At 66.6% G+C, this 18992-nt stretch carries 11 protein-coding genes; 3 read left to right on the top strand and 8 right to left on the bottom strand.

Features of this window, described 5'->3' with window-relative positions:
* The first annotated feature begins 17 nt into the window (after positions 1–17).
* Positions 18–1700: an HEXXH motif domain-containing protein gene (locus ALI144C_RS49600; protein ID WP_076994250.1), complete on the top strand. Its 1683-nt coding sequence runs from the start codon at positions 18–20 to the stop codon at positions 1698–1700.
* A 42-nt stretch (positions 1701–1742) separates the two neighbouring features.
* On the opposite strand, the gene fxsT (ALI144C_RS49595) is transcribed toward ALI144C_RS49600, so the two are convergent.
* From fxsT (ALI144C_RS49595) to ALI144C_RS49585, 3 genes are read right to left on the bottom strand one after another with little or no spacing between them, the layout of a single operon-like run.
* On the bottom strand, positions 1743–5927 hold the full coding sequence (gene fxsT / locus ALI144C_RS49595; RefSeq protein WP_076994249.1) for an FxSxx-COOH system tetratricopeptide repeat protein: 4185 nt from the start codon (positions 5925–5927) through the stop codon (positions 1743–1745).
* On the bottom strand, positions 5924–6934 hold the full coding sequence (locus ALI144C_RS49590) for an AAA family ATPase (protein ID WP_237774683.1): 1011 nt from the start codon (positions 6932–6934) through the stop codon (positions 5924–5926). The genes fxsT (ALI144C_RS49595) and ALI144C_RS49590 overlap by 4 nt, the downstream gene beginning before the upstream one ends.
* Before the next feature lie 2 nt (positions 6935–6936).
* Complete coding sequence (locus ALI144C_RS49585) at positions 6937–8382, bottom strand: VMAP-C domain-containing protein (protein WP_269086744.1); 1446 nt, start codon at positions 8380–8382, stop codon at positions 6937–6939.
* Between the two features lie 290 nt (positions 8383–8672).
* Here ALI144C_RS49585 and ALI144C_RS56120 point away from each other — a divergent pair, with 290 nt between their 5' ends.
* Together ALI144C_RS56120 and ALI144C_RS49575 are read left to right on the top strand one after the other, a co-directional pair.
* Complete coding sequence (locus tag ALI144C_RS56120) at positions 8673–8846, top strand: hypothetical protein (RefSeq protein WP_168211535.1); 174 nt, start codon at positions 8673–8675, stop codon at positions 8844–8846.
* A 19-nt stretch (positions 8847–8865) separates the two neighbouring features.
* On the top strand, positions 8866–10644 hold the full coding sequence (locus ALI144C_RS49575) for an HEXXH motif domain-containing protein (RefSeq protein WP_083754073.1): 1779 nt from the start codon (positions 8866–8868) through the stop codon (positions 10642–10644).
* A gap of 24 nt (positions 10645–10668) precedes the next feature.
* Here the strand turns inward: ALI144C_RS49575 and fxsT (ALI144C_RS49570) are convergent, their stop codons facing one another.
* The 5 genes from fxsT (ALI144C_RS49570) to ALI144C_RS49550 all read right to left on the bottom strand — a co-directional run bounded on the left by fxsT (ALI144C_RS49570) (position 10669) and on the right by ALI144C_RS49550 (position 18945).
* Positions 10669–15027 (bottom strand): FxSxx-COOH system tetratricopeptide repeat protein, encoded by a 4359-nt coding sequence (gene fxsT, locus ALI144C_RS49570; protein ID WP_143231384.1) that lies wholly within the window; start codon positions 15025–15027, stop codon positions 10669–10671.
* Positions 15020–16042, bottom strand: coding sequence for an AAA family ATPase (locus tag ALI144C_RS49565; RefSeq protein WP_076994243.1), 1023 nt, complete (start codon positions 16040–16042; stop codon positions 15020–15022). Before ALI144C_RS49565 ends, fxsT (ALI144C_RS49570) begins: the two co-directional genes overlap by 8 nt.
* Complete coding sequence (locus ALI144C_RS49560; protein WP_269086754.1) at positions 16039–17457, bottom strand: VMAP-C domain-containing protein; 1419 nt, start codon at positions 17455–17457, stop codon at positions 16039–16041. Before ALI144C_RS49560 ends, ALI144C_RS49565 begins: the two co-directional genes overlap by 4 nt.
* A gap of 130 nt (positions 17458–17587) precedes the next feature.
* Positions 17588–18379 carry a lytic transglycosylase domain-containing protein gene (locus tag ALI144C_RS49555; protein ID WP_237774681.1) on the bottom strand — a complete coding sequence of 264 codons (792 nt, stop codon included), beginning with the start codon at positions 18377–18379 and terminating at the stop codon, positions 17588–17590.
* Between the two features lie 71 nt (positions 18380–18450).
* Positions 18451–18945 (bottom strand): transcriptional regulator, encoded by a 495-nt coding sequence (locus tag ALI144C_RS49550; RefSeq protein ID WP_076994240.1) that lies wholly within the window; start codon positions 18943–18945, stop codon positions 18451–18453.
* Positions 18946–18992: the final 47 nt, after the last annotated feature.

The raw sequence follows: 18992 nt of genomic DNA, 5'->3' as shown, positions 1-18992 counted from the left end.
CCATTTCGAATGACTCGATGAGGGTGCTGCGGGAAAGTGTGCACAGTCAGCGCAAGGCAATGCTGCTCGCGATAATGCGCAAACTCCCGGACTCCGGAATGTCCGTCGACGATCTCGTCGATGTCGAGAATTCCTGGCGAGTTCTGTCGACCGCGGAGAAGGATCGACCGGACGTGGTCGATGACGTGCTGATGCACCCGTCCACCGGTGTGTGGCTCGTCCGGATCCTCCGCGCGTTGCTCGGTCTCACCGGCGACGCCACTGGTGAGCATGGCGAACTGCTCTACCTGCACGCGATCGCCGCCGCTGTGGCGACTCGTGCTGGTGTCTCGTGCACGGTGCCGTTGCCTGTCTCCCGTGGGATCGTCTGTCTTCCCACCATCGGCGTGGTGCAGTCGCCCACAGGCAACGCGACCGGATACGCCGAACTGCGCGTGTCAGCCGGGTCGACAGTGCTGCGGTTCGATGGCGAATTCGTTGATCTGGCCGGTGCCGAATTCTCCCCGGTGCAGCGGCATCACGCCGCCGCGGGTGGAATCGACCTCGTCGTGGAGGTCGACGACACAAACCCGTACCGGAAATTCTCAAGCCCCATTGCCCCGCACCGGATGAGCACGTCCGAGTGGGAGCGGTGGCGGGCTTTGCTCGACGACGCCTGGGACCTGCTGGTCCGCCGCCACCCCGGGTACGCTCGCGAACTCTCCGCCGGTCTCAGGTCCATCGCGCCCATATTCGACGACCGCACCATGGTGGGGTCGTCGTCGAGCGCCGCGTTCGGGGCCGTCGCACTGTCGTCGACAGTGTCCCCGACCGCGCTCGCCGAGATCCTCGTACACGAGTTGCAACACTCCAAACTCAACGCGTTGATGGAGCTCGTCACGCTCTGCGATGACGACGCCGGACAACGCTGGTACGCGCCATGGCGCGACGACCCCAGGCCACTGGCCGGTCTACTGCATGGGCTCTACGCGTTCATCAGTGTCGTGGAGTTCTGGCGGCTGCAACGGGATCCGGACGGTGACGCGGCTCGTGTGCGCGAAGCCGACTATGTCTTCGCCTACCGGCGGCACCAGTTGCGGCAGGCTGTCCGTGTCGTCCAGTCCGCGTCGGAACTGACCGAGCTCGGATCCCACCTGGTGACCGCTGTGTCGGAGCGAGTGGCCGCGTGCGCTGACGTGAGTGTTCCGGCCGAAGTGGCCGAAACCGTGGAGTTGATGGCAGAGGACCATCGCATCACGTGGCGGCTGCGGCACGTCCGGTCGGACGGCGACCATCTCGACCGGCTGGTCTCCGCATGGCTGCGGGAGCAATCCGCTCCACCGGCACCGTTCACCACCCGCGACGACGTCGTACCGTTTCATCGGGCTGCCACCGCGTCCGCCCAGCAGTCGTTGCTGAAGACCAGGATCGTACGCCCCGACCGTTTCGGCGAACTGAGTTCGACCGCTCCCGCCGGGGACCGGGCGTTCGCCACCGGTGACCTCCCCGGTGCGGCGAGGTCCTATGTGGACCGGGTTCGGACGGCACCGACCGACTTGGGCGCGTGGGCCGGGCTGGCTGTCTCCCTGCCCTCGCACACGCCTGAGGCAGGCGCCCTGCGCACGGCGCCAGAAGTCGTCTTCGACCTCCACAACCGTTTGCTTGGCACCGACCGAGCCCCGGTCGACCCGGTCCGCCTCGCCGCCTGGCTCGGAGCCTAGTGGTTGCGAACGGAAGTTCGTGACCACTAGTGGTCACGACCGCTAGAGCTGCATCGTGTCGGTGTCGCAGTTCGCTCTCTCCCATGCCGATGCCGCTTTCGTGGCCGGGTGATTCGGGCCGAGGACTGTCCGCAGGCGGTCCACTGTCTCGGTGTGCAGCAGGTCGGCTTCATCGCGCAGGTTCAGTTCGACGGAATCGATCGCCAGGTTCACCGCCACCGCCAATGTGGACGGATGCTGCTCGCCCAGTGTGCGTGTCGAGCGTTCGAGTGTGTCGCTGTCGAGTTCGTGCGCCTCACCCATGCGGCCGGAGGCCGCGAGGTCGCTGGCGAGGTTCGTGGCTGCGACAAGGCCGAACGGATGGTCGTTGGTGAAGATCCTGCGCAGCGCGTTCACAGTCACGGCGTTGCGTTCCCTTGCCTCATCAACGCGCCCGAGCAATCTGGAGGTGACCGCGAGGTTGATCGCGGCGACCAGCGTGTACGGGTGCTCCCCGCCGTACCGCTCGGCGAACAGCCGGTGGCTCAGTTCACCCAACTGCCACGACTCGTGCAGCCTTCGCAACTGTCTCAGGTCGGCGGACAAGCACATCTGGGCTGTGATGGTGTCCTCGTGCCGCGCGCCATGTCGCCGCCTGTAGAGACCTACGCATTCACGGGAGAGTTGCGCTGCGGCCTCGTACCGTCCGGCCCTTCGCCGTGCCACCGAGAGACTCCTCATGGCGCCGATGGTGCTCGGGTGCTCGGCCCCGATGACGGCCTTCTGCCGCTCCAGATTCTCCTCCTGGATCCGGCATGCCGTGATGTGCTCGCCGCACTCGCGCATGTCCATGACCAGGCCGTTCAATGACAGGAAGGTGCTGAGGTGTTCCTCACCCAGTACACGCTTCTTTCTGTTCCACGTGTCACGGTCCAGATCACGGGCGATGAAGAAATTGCCGTTCAGCCGGTGGCAGCCCGCGAGATTGTTCGCGTATATCAGCGTCGAAGGGTGCTCCCTGCCCTGTACGTGGCACGACCGCTCGAAGATGGTCCGCTGCATGTGGAGTTCGTCGACGACCAATCCCCGTGGCCGCAGGCTCATCCGCAATGTGTCCGCGGTGAGCAGGAACAGTCTGTTGTCCGTCCCGAAGGTGTCCTTCACCTGTTGATATGTCGAGTTGTTCAACTCATAGGCCTCGTCGTAACGATCGAGCCGGTACAAGGCCAGCCCTTGCCGACGAGCCATCTCCAACGTGTCGGCGTTCGTCCGCCCGAAACTGGCTCGCCACTGCGTTTCCGCCCGCTGCGCCAGATCGAACGCCCCCTGGTAGTCGCCGCTGTTGAGCAGATAACGGACCAGGTGGATCAACAGACCGCGGACCCGGCCGTCCCGGCGGCAGGCGATCGCGTCGGACACGTCGGCGTGCGGCAGCAGTTCGGCGTACCGCCCCCACGTCTGCGACGTCGGGTCGTCGGGGTCCGCGTGCACCAGCAGAACGTGCACCGCGTGCCGCAGGTCCGCCCTTTCGCCCGCGTCCAACTGGTTCTGGATGACGGTCTGCACCAGGCGGTGCAGCCGCAGCGTCGCCCTGTTCTCGTCGATCTTGGCCAGCCCGTATCCGCTGATCACCTGGAAGATCCGGTCCAGTTCGGCCGGGTCGGCCATCGCGTCGGCCAGTTGGTCCGCGACCGGGACGTCCTTGCTGCCTTCGAAGAACGCCCGTGGGATGGCGGGTTCGGCCGCGAAGAAAGCGCACACCTGCAGCAGTTGTAGCGCTGCGGGGAACTCGGTGCGCAGGTGGTGCAGCGGTACGCTCCACGCCGCCGCGACCGACCTCATCACCCCGTATTCGCCGGGCTCATCGTCCGGCAGTTCGGCCAGATGTCCTTTCAGCAGTTGGAGGTACTCGGCGGCGGGCATGCCGGTCCGCGCGCGCCACACCGCGGCCTGCTCGACCGCCAACGGCAGGTCGCCCAGTGCGTCGGCCAGCCGGTCGGCGTCGGCCTCGCCGATGTCGCCGCCGATCCGGCGCAGCACCTGGATGCTTTCCTCACGGGTGAACAGGTCGACTTCGACGACGTTGGCCACGCGTGCCCAGCGCGTGTCCCGTGACGTGACGATGATGTGGCCCGCGCTCGTGGGGAAGAACGGCTGGACGCCTTCCGGGCTGCCCGCGTTGTCGAAGACCAGCAGCCAGCGGTCGAACGGTTCCCCGGTCCGCAGGCTCTCGAGCACTTCGGTGATCGCGACCTCGGCCGAACTGGCGGGCAGTCCCAGTCGTTTGGCCAACTCGACGAAGCTCGCCGTGATCTGGGACATCTGCTCGGCCGGGATCCACCAGATCACGTTGTACTCGTCGGCGTGCCGGTAGATGTACTCGACCACGGTCTGCGACTTGCCCACGCCGCCCATGCCCTGCAGCGCTTCCGGGAGTACCGCGGTCACGCCGGGCGACGCCAGTTTGTCGGCGAGCACGCGCAACAGGCTGTCCCGGCCGACGAAATCGTTGTTCCGCGGCGGGATCGATCCCCAGACCCGCGGGCGGCGGTCGCTGTCCCGCGCGTGGGCGTCCACTGCCGGTCGCATGCCCCGTGCGACCGGAGTTCCGTCGTGGACGAGTTCACTGCGCGCGTGTGTCCACAGTCGCGCGCCTTTCAGCTCCCGCCGCAGGCTCACCGCCCTCGGCGCGTACCTTCCCGACAAGGCACGGAAAACCGCTTCCTGGACGCGCAGGTACGGCATCGTCTCCGGGGAGACCTCGGGCCGCACCGTGCCGTCCGGATCGTCGACGGCGTCGCGGAAGTTGCGCAGGATGGCCACACTCGAGCCGAGGTAGTCGCCGAGGACCCTGGCGACCCGGACGGTGTCCGCGCGGCGCACCCCGGACAGCAGTTCTTCCCTTACCCCGTCGTGGAACTCGAACACCACGGCTGTCGGGTCGTGCACCGACCGCGTGGTCTTCACCTTGCGCAGCAGGTCACCCAGCAGCACCTCGGCCAGGATGGAAACATCGCTGTCCGACAGGAGTTTCCGCTGCACGAACCGCATCATCGCGAGGTTCAACGGCGCCGCCGCCAGCAGGCCCGCGAGCTGGAACGCCGACGGCGAGGCGTGCGTGCGGAACCGCATCACCCGGTCGTAGGCCGACCGGGCCGCACGTGGCTCAGCCAGCTCCACCATCGGCTTGCTGTCATGGGGATTCAGCATGACCGCCGTCGTCTCGACCGGCGCGGCGCCGGACGCCGCGACCAGATTCGCCCAGCCGGACAGCCATTCCGGGGTCAGTGCGAGTACCGGGACCGGGATCGAGTCGCCGGGCACGTCGTCGTCGAAGATGTCGTGTTCGATCCGCCGCACGTGCAGTTCCCGGTTGGCCACACCGAGAGCACTTGCCGAAAGGGACACCCGGCGCGGCGACAGACCGCTCCAGCTCCACAGCCGTGCCGGCAGGACGTTGATGATCGCCAATGGCATCCGGCTGGCCCAGCGGGCGAGCACCCGCGTGGCCGTTCCGTCGTGCCACGCGCTGGCGATCGCGTCGGTCAGGACGATCACGAGCCTGCGTCCGGTCGGGTCCACCAGGTGACGGGTGCTCTGCACGGCCCCGGCCGGTCCTTCGACGCGGAGAACCAGTTCCGGTGCCGAGCAGTCGACGAGGAGCCGCCGTACGTTGCGGAACGCGCCCTGCTGTCGCATGAGTTCCCTGAACTCGTCGACGGTCTCGCGCCAGACGTCCATCGAGGCCGAGGTGTCCACGACGAGCACGAGTTCGAAACGGCGCCACGGCGCGGGTTCCAGAACGGGGAGCCACATCCCGTCCTGCGCCGCCCTGACTGCCGTCGCTTCCTCGTTGAGCTCGCGCTTCCACGGTGACGGCGAACGTTTCATCAACGGCCGCAAGGCTCGCGCCAGCAGCGCCGCCTGCTGCAGTTCGCGGCCCGCTGTCCCGACGCGTGTCGCGGACGTGGGTGACGTGCCGTCACCCGGTCGCGCGAACCGCGCCGACCAGGACATGCCCAAGTCCGGATCCTGTTGGGGGCGCGCCGGTTGTGGCTGGTCGGCGGGCAGCGGACCAGGTGTGTCCACCGTGGGCATTTCGGGCACCGTTGCCGCCTTGTCCGGTGGCCCGGCGTCCACGTGCTCGCTGATCACCCTGGCCAGCCAGAGCGCGTCCTTGATCTCGATCGCGGTCAGGTCGCCTGTGCGCAGCCGTGGCCTTCCGGTCGGCTCGTTGACCGCGCTCATCCGGGCTCCGCCGTGGACAGGGGGTGCCAGATCGCCCGCATCAGCTCGTTCCACTCCTCATCCGGCTGGTACGCCCCGGACGTGGCCAGCTCGCTCGCCAGGTGCACGACGTTGAGCAGCTGGTCGGCGGCGAGCCCGCCGACTGCTTCACTGCGTTCGAGGAACTCGCCGATCAGCCGCGCCACATCGACCCGCTCGGTCGTGCCGAACTGGGCGGCCACCATCGCGGCGAGCTGCTCGGAATCGGGTGGGCTGAGGTGTAACTGCAGACAACGGCGCAGGAAGGCAGGAGGAAACTCGCGTTCGCCGTTGCTGGTGATGATGACGACGGGGAAGGCCCGGCACTGCACCCAGCCGTCGGTGATCACGGCGCTGCCCCGCTTGTCGTGCGTGAACACGGTGACCTCTTGCTGCTGCTTGGCGATCCGGACCAGCTCAGGGATCTCGTACTCGCCGTCCTCGAAGACGCTCAGCAGGTCGTTCGGGAGATCGATATCCCCTTTGTCCAGTTCGTCCACCAGCAGAACGCGCGGGACCTCGTACGGGAGCAGCGCCGTTCCCAACGCGCCGAGGTGCACGAAGTCGCCGATGTCCGGCTCGCGGCCGGGGCGCGAGCCCGCCGCCTGGACACGGCCGATCGCGTCGTAGTTGTACAGACCGTCGACCAGTGTCGTCCGGCTCGTGATCCCCCACCGCAGCACCGGACCGAGGCCCAACTCGGTCGCGATCAGGAACGCCAGGCTGGACTTGCCCGTCCCCGGCCTGCCGGTCACCAACAGCGGTCTGCGCAGGTAGAGCGCGGCGTTGACCATCGCGATCTCGTGCGGTGTGGAGAGGTGCCTGCGACCAGCCGCGCTGCCGATCCGGCGCGCCGTTTCCCCGCTGTCGCCGTTCGGCCTGGTCGCGACGCCCTCGCCGGTGAACCTGCGCCACGGCGGCGGTTGCGGAAGGGCCGTGATGGGAGACGGAGCCGCTTGTCCTGTTCCGCGATAGATGCGCCAGTCCACCGTCAATCCACCTCCTCGGGTGGTCCCGGACGGTCCGGGACCACGACCCGCTCGGGGTCGTCCCACAGCACAGCCAGATGGCTGCCGACGTGCGGGTTCTGCGTGTCGCTCGCGAAGGCGCCGGTCCGCACCAGCCGGACCCGGTCGAGCAGCCGCCCTGGTTCCTCCGCGTGCAGGAGGTCCTTCGCGGTCGCGACGAAGTCCTCAAGGCCGCAGTCCGCGCGGTGCCAGACCATCACCGGGATACCGGCCCGCAGGCCGACGGCGACCTCGTCGAACGACAGCGGCGTCACCGTCGGCGGCGCACCGAGCACATGCGCGACGACGTCGGGCACGCTCTCGAAATGCGAAGTCAACTGGCGCAGGTTCGGTTCGTCACCGGGTTTGCTCCAAAACCCGGCTTCGGGCGTGAGCACGTTTTTCTCCCGGACGTGGGCCATGAGCCGCTTCCACCGGATGTACCACTGCCGATGCCATTTGCGGGCGACCATCCTGTCGAGACTGCGGACGCAGACGGGGAAATGACAGCCCACGGGCTCGGGGAAGTCGGATTCCGCTTCCCACTGCCACTGGTCGACATCCAGGTTGAGCAGTTCCCTCGGCAGAAAGAACTCGACCCTGATATCGACGTCGTACGGCGCCCAGTCGCTTTCGACGGCCTCGACGAGCGACGCGACGCGGTGCTTGACCTCGTCGAGCTCGCCGACGAAGTCCGAACCCCGTTTCGGATACCACCCGGCGGACAGATCGCGCTGCCGCCAATGGCAAAGCCGGTACAGTTCGGTCGACGGGCCGTCGCGCTGCAACTGGAACACGATGTAAGCCTGCGAACCGGGTGCCGCAGACTCACCAGAAGACTCACTCACGATCGTTTTCCGGACCGTGCGGGCCTCGGCCGCGACTCCTATTCGCGCCGCCTGCTCGTCCACCCATCGTCGCAGCTCCGCAGCCAGGTCCGGCCGGACGCGAACGGCGAGGTGCTCGACGAGTATCAGCGGCTTTGGCACGCCGTCAGGTCCGGCGTTGAGTGTTTCCAAAGCGAGGAAAACCTCCGAGCAGGTGGCCTGCGCACGCAGTTGGGGGGCATTCGCCCCGGCGACGAACCGGTAGATCCGTGCGATGTCGGGAACCACGACACCGGTCAGCATGGCGAAAAGCTGACGCCGTTCACCCGGTGACCATGTTTCCAAGGCGGACATCTCGGTGATGATCCGACGAACCTCGACCATCGCCTTGGTACCCGGCTCGATCTGGTCGAGAACGAACAACAACGCCGGCAACCCGTCCGGCCGGTGATGGCAGGTCTCGACGATGCTGAACAAATGAGCGGCGCACTGCGGGTGCTCTTCGGCGAGCAGCGGATGCCCCAACTCGTCGGACACGATTCTGACAACGAGGTTGCGCCCGTTCAAATCAGCGAGACACCCCACTCGCAAGAGGGCGCGCACCAACGGCCAAAGAGGGCCCCGTGCCGGTATGACGTCACCGCCCTCCGCCACATCGCCCCCTGAGGAGTCGCCGCTGTCACGGTTATGCGAACAATAGTGTGGCAGCCATCACCGGATCGCGGAAGCAGGTAATGAATTGATCAAGAGGCGCAGGCGGCCACCAAGATCACGAAGCCGAGGCCCGTTCGGTCCCTGAGGAACTAGCCACTCGGCCCTGCCGCACAAGCCGAACGTGCGGCACGATGGAGGCTGCGGGTTCGATGCTGGCGACAGTCCGGGGAGGTCCGTCCATGACAACGATCTCGACAGCCGATCTCACATCTGAGCTGATCGACCTGAGCACAGTGCCATTTCGCGAGTTGCGCGACGTGACAACTCCGGAACTGGCGAGCGCGGTCCGCCGCGCTGTCGCGTTCTGCACTGAGAACACCAACGACGTCCAAGTCCAAGACGAGAAGTCATAGTCGACACCAGGCTAGGACCATGAACTCCCTACGATTGCCGCCTGGCCAGCTCACGACTCATCAATTGTCCCGTCAGGCGTTCGACGAGTTGTGCTCCGGTGGCGTCACCGAGGAATTCATCACGGCGGTGGAGACCTCTCAGTGCAGCGGCAGAAAGCTACTGCTGCGCGGCCTGGCCGACTTCTGTGCTGAGCATCCCTCGGCGGTCGGCCCCCTTACCTCCACTGATTCACTGTGGGACATCGTCGCGGCGGCTGAACGCCGTGATCCCGCCGTGGTGCGGGATCTGCTGACCCATCCGACCGCCGGTGTCTGGCTCAGCAGGATTCTGCGACGGCTGAACGGCAAGGTGACGGATTCCATCCCCGTGTGGTCGGAACTCGGCTACCTGCACTCACTCGTGGCTGTAATGGCGATCCGAACCGGAGTGCATTGCCACATCAAACTTCCTGTGGTGCACGGCGTTGTGACTCTCCCGACAGTCGGGTACATCGAGTTGCCGACGGTTTTCCCAACCGGTTTCGTGGATCTGCGCCACTCCACAACCGGTTTCGTTGTGAGCACAGGGCAGGCGGAGACGGTGACACCAGACTCGCCTTACTTCTTCCCAGTGCGGCGACACACCACGCAGTCACGCGGTTTGCGGTTGTCGGTGGAGATCAACGACTGTGACCCTTATCGTGAACTTTCCGGACCTGTGGAACCGCAGCGAATGGACGCGGTCAGGGTCGCGGAGTGGCGGAAACTTCTCGACGAGGCATTCGACCTGTTGACGCTCTGGCACCCGGACTACGCGTACGAGCTTTCCGTCGGCCTGCGAATGGTGACGCCTTTGCCAGGGGACGGATCCATCCGGGGGGCCTCGTCTTCGGTCGCGATCGGCTGTGTCGCGGTTTCACAGAAACCATCGGCGACCCTGGTAGCCGAAACCCTGGTGCACGAGTTCCAGCATTCCAAGTTGAACGGCCTTCTCGGACTGTTCGACCTGGGACAGCGAGACGGTCTGTACGCGCCGTGGCGCGACGATCCACGACCGTTGAGCGGATTGCTGCATGGAGTGCTGGCGTTCCTGTGCGTTGCGGAGTTCTGGCAGGTCCAACGCGATCTGCTCCCGGATCAGCAAGCCGGCCAGGCGCACTTCACCTTCGCGCTGCATCGGCACCAGGTCGGGGAAGCGATCGCCTCGTTGAGCGATGAGCCAGCGCTCACCCCGCTGGGGCGCAGGTTGCTCGAGTCGATGCGCACCCGCTTCGCACTCGTCGCGCAGCAGCCCGTGGCGCCGGATGTCGCCGACGCGGTCGCCAAGGTCACTGACGACCATCGCGCGGCGTGGCGTAGTCGGCACCTGCGACCCGACCCCGATGATGTCGCGCGGCTGGCGAACGCTTGGCTGGCAGGCGTTCCGCGGCCGATCACGCCCGCGAGCCGAGTGGTCGCCGACACCCGGCCGTCCACCCGGTCAAGCCGCATGGACCTGGTGGAGCTACGGGTGTCCGCCCCGGCGACTTTCGCTGAAGTGATGGCTCACGCGACGCTGACGCCTGGGGATACCGCCTATCTGGCAGGCGACTACGCCGCGGCCACGACGATGTACATGGCGCAGTTGCGCAATGCTCCTGAGGACACAACAAGCTGGGTTGGTCTCGGCCTGTCCCTGAAGGCACGTGGACTTTCCGCAGCGGAAGCGATCCTGACGACACCAGAAACGGTCATCGCCGTGTCCAACAAAGTTCTTTCCGTTGTCGGGACAGTGCCGGACCCGATCGAACTGGCCGACTGGGTCGGTGCCGGACGGTAGCCGGGCACCGACCCACACAGGACGTCAGAGCTGCATGGTGTCGGTATCGCAGTTCGCCCTGATCGACTGCTCGGCAGCCAGCGTCGCCGGGTGGTCGGCCCCGAGCACGTTGCGGAAGTGGGCGATGGTCGCCTCGTGCAGCACTGCGGCTTCCTCCTTGTTCCCCAGTGCTTCCAGGTCGATGGAAAGGTTCAGGGCGACAGCGAGGGTCGACGGGTGCTTCTCACCGAGCACTCGAGTGGAGCGCTCGAAAGTGTCCACGTCCAGCGCGTGTGCGGCTGCCGTGTCTCCCATCGCGGCCAGATCGCTGGCCAGGTTCGTCGCGCACACCATGCCAAACGGATGGTCGCTTCCGAAAACCTCGCGCAGCACCTCCAGCGTTCGCTGGTTCATCTCCTTGGCTTCGTTGGCCCGTTTCAACAGGCGGAGGGTGACCGCCAGGTTGATCGCGGCCACCAGCGTGTACGGGTGTCGACCGGTGTGGGTCTGCACGAAGAGCTGGTAGCAGTGTTCTGCCAGGTTCTTGGACTGGGGAAGGTCCCCCAGCACGCGCAGGTCGGCGGACAGGCCCATTTCCGCGGTGATGGTGTCGAGGTGGGTGTCGCCGTGCCTCAGCCGGTACAGGCGCACGCATTCCTCGGACAACTCGCGTGCTTCCTTGTGCAGACCGGCCTTTCGCCGAGCGACTGCCAGGTTCCGCATCGCCCCGATCGTCGACGGGTGGTCCTCGCCGATGACGATCCGCTGACGCGCGAGCTGCTCTTCCTGCACACGGCACGCCTCGATGTAGTCACCGCATTCGCGGATGTCCATCGCCAGCGCGTTCAGCGTCAGGAATGTGGACGAGTGCTCCTCACCGAGGACGATCTTCTTCCGGTCCCCGGTGGCCTGGTCGATTTCCCGCGCACGGAAGAACTGCCCGTTGAGCCGAAGACTCCCTGCCAGGTTGTTGGCGTACCGGAGTGTGGCGGGGTCCTCATCGCCGAGCACGTGCTTGGCCTTCTCGACGATGTTCTCCTGCATCTCGAGCTCCTCGACGAATCGTCCCTGCGCTCGAAGACCGCTTCGGAGTGCGTCGGCGACGGTCAGGTACAGCTCGCTTTCGTCGCCGTATGTCTCCCTGACACGCTTGTATGTTTCCTCGATCAGCTTGAACGCTTCGTCGTAGTTACCCATGATTCGCTGCGCCACACTGCGCTGTGCGGCCATCTGAAGCGTGTCTTCATGGTTCTCACCGAACGCGAGTTTCCACTGGTCCATGGCCTCGCGCGCGTAGTCGAAAGCCACCCGGTAGTCACCGATGCTCACCAGGTAGCGAACCAGGTTGATGATCAACCTGCGTACCCAGGCATCCGACTGGCACTCGATGGCTTTCGACATCGTCGCGTGGGGCAACAGATCCGCGTAACGCTTCCATGCGTCGGTCGACACCGGGTCGTCCGGGTCGCCGTTGACCAGCAACACGTGCACGGCGTGCCGCATGTCGTTCTGTTCCTTTTCGGACAGCTGGTTCTTCAGCACTGTCTGGACCAACCGGTGCAACTGGATGGTGTTGTTGCGGTGGTCGATCTTGGCGAGGCTGTAGCGGCTGATTTCGCGGATCGCGCGGTTCAGCTTGATGGGGTCACGCAGGGCATTGGCGAGCTCCGGTGGTACCGGGACGGATCGGCCGCCGGTGAAGAGGCTCCGGGCGATCGGTTCCGGACCGAAGAACGCGCAGACCTGGAGCAGTTGCAGCGCGGCTGGATGCGAGGTGCGCAACCGGTGCAGTGGGACGTTCCACGCCGCGGCGACTGAGCGCTGGTAGCCAAGGGCACCGTATTCGGCGGCGCGTTCGTCGCCGAGAAGATCGGTCAGGTGGCGGTCGAGGAGTGTCAGGTACTCGTCGACGGGCATGCCTGTTTGGCCACGCCACGCCGCGGCCTGCTCGACGGCCAGGGGCAGGTCACCCAACGCGTGCGCGAGACGGTCGGCGTCCTCGTCGGTGATCTCGCCGCCGCGCATGCGGAGCAGGTCGATGCTTTCCTTTCGGGTGAACAGGTCGACCTCGACCGTTCGCGCCACGCCCGCCCAGTCCGGGTTACGGGAGGTGACGATCACGTGGCCGGAACTGGCCGGGATGAACGGGCTCACCACGTCCGGGTGTTCCGCGTTGTCGAAGACAAGCAACCAGCGCTGGTAGGGAGTGCCGGTGCGGAGCGCTTCGAGAACTTCGGGTCGCGCCGTCTCCGCGGAGCCCGCGGGCAGGCCCATCTTTCGCGCGAGTTCGACGAAACTGGCGTTGATCTGCGACAGCTGCTCCGACGGGACCCACCAGATCACGTCGTACTCGGAGCTGTGCCGGTAGATGTACTCGACGACGGTCTGCGACTTACCGACGCCGCCCATTCCGTGCAAGGCTTCCGGCAGGACTGCTGTCGCCCGGTTGTCCGGCTCGATCAGTCGTTCCTGCAATTTGTCGAGAAGTTCGACGCGACCGACGAAATCCGGGTTGCGCAGAGGCACGTTCCCCCAGATTTGCGGTCGGACGACAGCCCCTCTGCGTGGTTCAGTCATGGGAGTTTCGGAAACACTCATCTCGCCCTCCACAGAGGCTGCTATCATCGACTCGATTCTCCCGCTGCTGTGCGCCGTGCCGGTATGGCTTGACAGTGCATTCTCAGCACTGCGCGGGTCGAGTGGCGGCTCAACACGCTCATCAGGTCCCCCATTGGTGTATCGGTTTAATCCGTTGGTGAGCGATCGCGATCGCTTGGAGTAATGACTTCCGGAAATCGCCGCCAAAATGGCCGCCTCGATTCTCAGATAAGCGAGATTCTCGTCGGTCACGATGGGCAGCGGCGCGGTCGACGGGAAGTCGACCGCGTTCCGGAAGCTCTTCAGGATCGGCACCGCGGCGCCGAAGGCATCACTCACGACTCTGGCGACACGGACCGTGTCGGCGCGTGTCCCCATGGCGAGGAGTTCTTCGCGGACGCCCTCGTGGAACTCGTACGCGATCGCGGCCGGGTCAGTGACCGATTTCAGTGCGGGGGTGGGTGTGACTATTCCGCCGAGCAGAACCTCGGCTGTCGTCGACATGTCCGATGAGCCGTCGAGCATCACGTGGTCGATGAGCTGGATGATCGGCAGGTTCAGCGGCGCCGCGGCGAGCAGCAGGGCCAACTGGAAGCCTCGGGTGGACGCGTAGGTCTTGAAGCGCAGCACTCGTTCGCGGGGCGACAGGCGAGGCTCGGCGATCCCGATCGGGTAGTCCTCGTCCGCGGGCCGGCCGGCGCGCGCGTTGATCACGGTGGTCTCGGTCGCGCCACCGGCGACAAGCGTTGCCCAACCGGACAACCACTCCGCCGTGGCGGAAAGCACCGGGACGACGACTCCGTCATGGGGTGCGGGGTCGACACGCAGCATGCTGTTGGCCGCGCCGGGCGTCGGTGACGACAGGTGCGCGCGGTACGGGGACAAGCCGCCCCAGCTCCAGAGGCGTTCGCCGAGCACGTTGACGATCGCCGTGGGCATGTGGGCGGCCAACTCGGCGACCAGGCGCTCGGCCGCACCGGTCCGCCAGGCCGCGCCGACGGCATCCGTGATCACCAGGACCACACGACGCCCGGTCCGGTCGACGACGTCCTGCCAGGTCCGCTCGACGTCAGTGCCCCGCACCGCCAGGGTGAGCCCCGTCGGACGGGAGCAGTCCGTGCGGTGGACGCGGATCTGCCGGAACGCCCCCGTGTGGCCGAGCACTGCGACGAACTCGTCGATCAGGCTCTGCCAGATCGCCAGTGTCGGGCTCGAATCGACGATCAGCAGCAGCTCGAATCGCCGCCATGGCGCGGGTCGCCATTCGGGCAGCCAGATCTTCTCCTCGGCCGCCCGGCGGGCGGTCGCCTCCTCGTCGAGCACAGACAGCCACGGCGACGGTTCGCGTTTCGTCAGCGGGCGCAAGGCCTGTTCAGTGGCACGAGCATCGCGCAGGCCGGGGACGACCGGGAGCGGCAGCGGCGCCGACGCCCGTGACGTGTCGGCCATTGTCATGCGGAGCGCTTCGCGCCGCCGCGGCGCCCATTGTTCGGCGGGTTCCGGCTGTTTGCGTTTGGGCGGCGCGATGTCCGGCTGCGACTGACCCTGCTGCCTGTGGTCTCGCCGGGGTTCGGGCTCCACCGGCCGTTCGCTGTCGGGCATCGCGGGGGCGTCCTCGCGCGGCGGGACACCGGCGGGCGACGGCGGCGGGGCGTCCCGGTGAATGCACCGCACCAGCCACCAGATGTCCCGGAGTTCCGGCCATGTCAGATCGGTCGGCCGGGGCCCCGCCGCCACCCGCCACATCGGGCCGGGCTCCCGGTCTCGTGGCTCGTCGGACGGCAGAGCGCTCACAGTCTCAGACACCCCTGCTCTGCAGCGGGTGCCAGATCGCCGACAGCAGCGACTTCCACTCCGGGTCGGACGGCTGGTGCACACCCGCCGTCACCAACTCCACAGCCAGGTGCACCGCGTTGAGCAGCTGATCGGCCGCCAGGCCACCGTGCTCGTCGCTGCGCTGCAGGAAATCGCTGATCAGCCGGGCGACGTCGACCCCTTCGGTCGGCCCGAACTGGGCGGCGACCATCGCCCCGAGCTGCCGCTCGTCGGGCGGCTCCAGGTGCAGCTGCAGACACCGCCGCAACAACGCGGGCGGGAACTCCCGTTCCCCGTTGCTGGTGATGATCACGATCGGGAACGACCGGCACTGCACCCGGCCGCCGGTGATGGTCGCGGTCCCGCCCCAGTCCTCGGTCATCACCGTGACCTCCGGCTGCTGCTTGCTGATCCGCACCAGCTCGTCCAGCCGGAACTCACCCTCCTCGAACGCGTTCAGCAGATCGTTGGGCAGGTCGATGTCACCCTTGTCCAACTCGTCCACCAGCAACACGCGCGGCATCTCGTAGGGCAACAACGCCGTACCCAACGGTCCGAGGTGAATGAACTCCCCGATGTCCGGTTCCTCGTGCGCACGCGCGCTCGCGGCCTGCACCCGGCCGATCGCGTCATACGAGTACAAGCCGTCACGCAGCAGCGTGCGCGACCCGATCGGCCACCGCAGCACAGGCCCCAGCCCCAGCTCGGACGCGATCAGGTACGCCAGGCTCGACTTCCCCGTCCCCGGCCGCCCGGTCACCAGCAGCGGCCTGCGCAGGTAGATCGCCGCGTTGACCATCGCGACCTCGTGATCGGTCGACAGGTGCCTGCGGTTCACCGCGGCACCGATCCGGCGGGAGGTCTCGCCACCGTCGTCCACCGGCCGCGACTCGACGTGCCCCGCCCCGGGGAACCGCCGCCACGGCGGCGGTTTCGGCAGGTCACCGACCGGCGCGTCACGCGGCGCACCGGTCCCCGTGTAGACCCGCCAGTCCTGCTCGGTCATGCCGCGGGCACCCCCTCCGGGATGACCATCCGCTCGGGGTCGTCCCACAAGATCGTCAACTGGTTGCCGACGTGCCGCAGCTCCAGACCGTCGGCGTACGCGTTCGCCCGCACCACCCGCACCCGGTCCAACAGGTGCTGGGCATTGCTCTCGTACAGGATGTGGTCGACCGCCGCGCCGAACTCCTCGGCATCGCAGTCCCAGCGGTGCCAGATGATCATCGGGATTCCCGCGCGCAGCGCGATGGAAATCTCGTCGGTGTACGTCGCACCGGTCGGCGGCGCGCTGAGAATCAACGAGACGACAGTAGGTGTGCGCTCGAAGTAGGAAACAAGTTCCCGCAATGCCTGGTGCGCGTTCGAGCGATTCTGGTACCCGCCGCCCCTGGTGACGCTTTTGTGCTGACTGACTTGAGCCTTGAGCTCATTCCACCGGATGTACCACGAGCGGTGCCATTTACGCGCTTTCATTCGCTCCAACGACCGGACGGAGACGAGAAAACGACATCCCATGGGTTCGGGGAAACGTGACTCCGTTTCCCATTGCCACTGGTCGACGTCCAGGTTGAGCAATTCCGTGGAGAGGAGGAACTCGAGTCGGATCGTCGGCTCGAACTGGGCCCATTCCGACTCGACGGACTCGATGACCTCGGCCACCCGGAATTGCATCTCGGACACACTAGTGGCATGGATGTCCGGCCCCCGCTCGGGGTGCCACCCCTCGGTGATGTCGAGTTGTTTCCATGTCGCTATCCGGTAGGCGTCACCACTGGGACCAGCACGTTCGATCTGAAACACCACATATCCGTCCGCGCGCTGCGGCGGCTTGTGGATCATGGTCGGCACGACCTGCTCGCGCAGCTGCCCGAGCTCGGCGTCGAGGCCCAGTTTTCCGGCCTGACCACTGACCCAGCGACGCAGCTCGACCGCGAGGTCCAGCCGGACCCTGTTGGCGAGGTGTTCAACGAAGACGATCGGTTTCGGGATGCCGCTCACGGCCGCGTTGAGCGTCTCCAGCGCGCGGAACATCTCCTGATATGTCGTCTGCTCCGGCAGATCCAACGCCGCCTCACCGGCGACGAAGCGGTAGAGATCGCCGATATCCGGGATCACCACACCGCTGAGCAGCGTGAACAGTTGTCTGCGATCTTCCGGGGAGATCGTGTCGTAGACGATCATTTCGGTGATCACCCGCCGCACGTCCGCCATGGCGGTCGAGCCCGGCTCGAGTCGTTCGAGGACCACCAGCAGCGTGGACAATCCGTCCGGTCGCTGTCTGCAGGCGTTGACAAGGCTGAACAGATGTGTCGTCGTCTGCGGGTATTCGTCGACGGCCAGCGGGTGATCGAGTTCGTCGCTGACTATTCTGATCACCAGGTTTCGGCCGCTCAGATCGTTGAGACAACCTACCCTCATCAACGCGCGGACAAGCGGCCAAAGAACGCCGTTGTCGCCGCCGTTGCCCTCCGTCATTCGGAACCTCTCCCCTATCCGATGGCGTGCCGTCCATCATAGGGTCGAGAGGTCAGTTGGGTGAGCCCCTAAATCAACGACGTTGCGCTTGCTTGGCGTAACCGTCGGCCAGGCCGAACACTTTCTGACCATAGGGAACAGAGTTGTTGTACGACATGACGCCAGCCCACCAGCCCGATGGTGTGCCCATGTCACGCCCGCCCGCACACAGATAGCGAGCGGCGGCCAGCGCCGCGTCGTCGATCTGCTGCGGGTCGCCGCGGCCGTCACCGTTGCCGTCGGAGGCCCACTTGGCCCAGGTCGAGGGGATGAACTGCATCGGCCCCACCGCGCGGTCCAGCGTCGGGTCGCCGTCGTAGCGACCGCCGTCCGTGTCCGCGATGTGCTGCACGCCCGTCGAGCCGTCCAGCGGGACGCCGATGACCGGCTTGGTCGGCCGTCCGTCCTGGCCGAGCTGGGCGCCGCCGAACTGGCCGTGGTTGGACTCGATCCGGCCGATGCCCGCCAGAGTGGCCCAGGACAGCCTGCACCCCGGTGTGGTCGACCGCACCACGAGCTCGGCGTTGCCGTACGAGCGCAGCGCTCGAGCCGGGACGCCCGTCGACGCGGCAACCTGGTTGGCCCACGCGATCAACGGATCGACGCCCGGCGTTGCCTGGGGCACGCTGTCCGCCGCCTGCTGGGGAACGACCGCGCCGGGCTGTACCGGTGCGGCCTGGACCTGCAGAGCGGGGATTTCCGTGGTGACCGGACCGGCATTCGGAGCCGACGTGGCCGTCAACAGCCACACCCCGCCACCTGCCAGTACGACCACGAGCGTGACCAGAGCGAGCCGCAGGAGCAGCCCCCGACGACGATCAACCACCACAGGTTGTCAACGACGAGGGCGGAGCCCCGTTACGTCCCGATCAGGCGACCCGATTCAGGCGACCCGATTCAGGCGACGCCGTTGCGCTGCTGCCGCTGCAGCCGCGCGACGCACCACGCGGGCGCGCTGCCCCGGCGCAGGTGCTCGAGCACCGTCAGCGGCCCGAGCCTGCGGCTCAGGTCGGACGGCGCCAGACCGGCCGCGCGGTAGTCGAGCGCGCGCTGGTCCAGCGGGCTGATGCCCGCGTCCCACCACTGCTCGGCTTCGGCGAGCCCGCCGACCATCTGCCAGTAGCCCGCCGCCGAGGCGACCAGGTCCTGGGGCACACCGGGCAGGCGCTTGGCCATCGCCTCGGTGTAGCGCGGGTCGGCCGACTGCACGGACACCCACGACTTGGCACCGCCCCTGGACCGCTGACCCGGGATACCCGGTTGAGAAGCGGTTACCGGTCCCTCGGCGAGCCACGTCGAGGCAATCCGATTGATCTCCTCCGCTTCCGCGTCCTGCGAACGCTCAGCCGTCCACTGCCGAACCAAAGCGTCGACCCCGTGGTCGTCGACCATGCGTGCCTCCTGTGGGGGCGATGATCACTCGTTGCCGAAGACCGTAG

The organism is Actinosynnema sp. ALI-1.44, from assembly GCF_001984155.1.
Lineage (GTDB): Bacteria > Actinomycetota > Actinomycetes > Mycobacteriales > Pseudonocardiaceae > Kibdelosporangium.
This window is presented reverse-complemented; position numbering and strand designations above follow the sequence as displayed.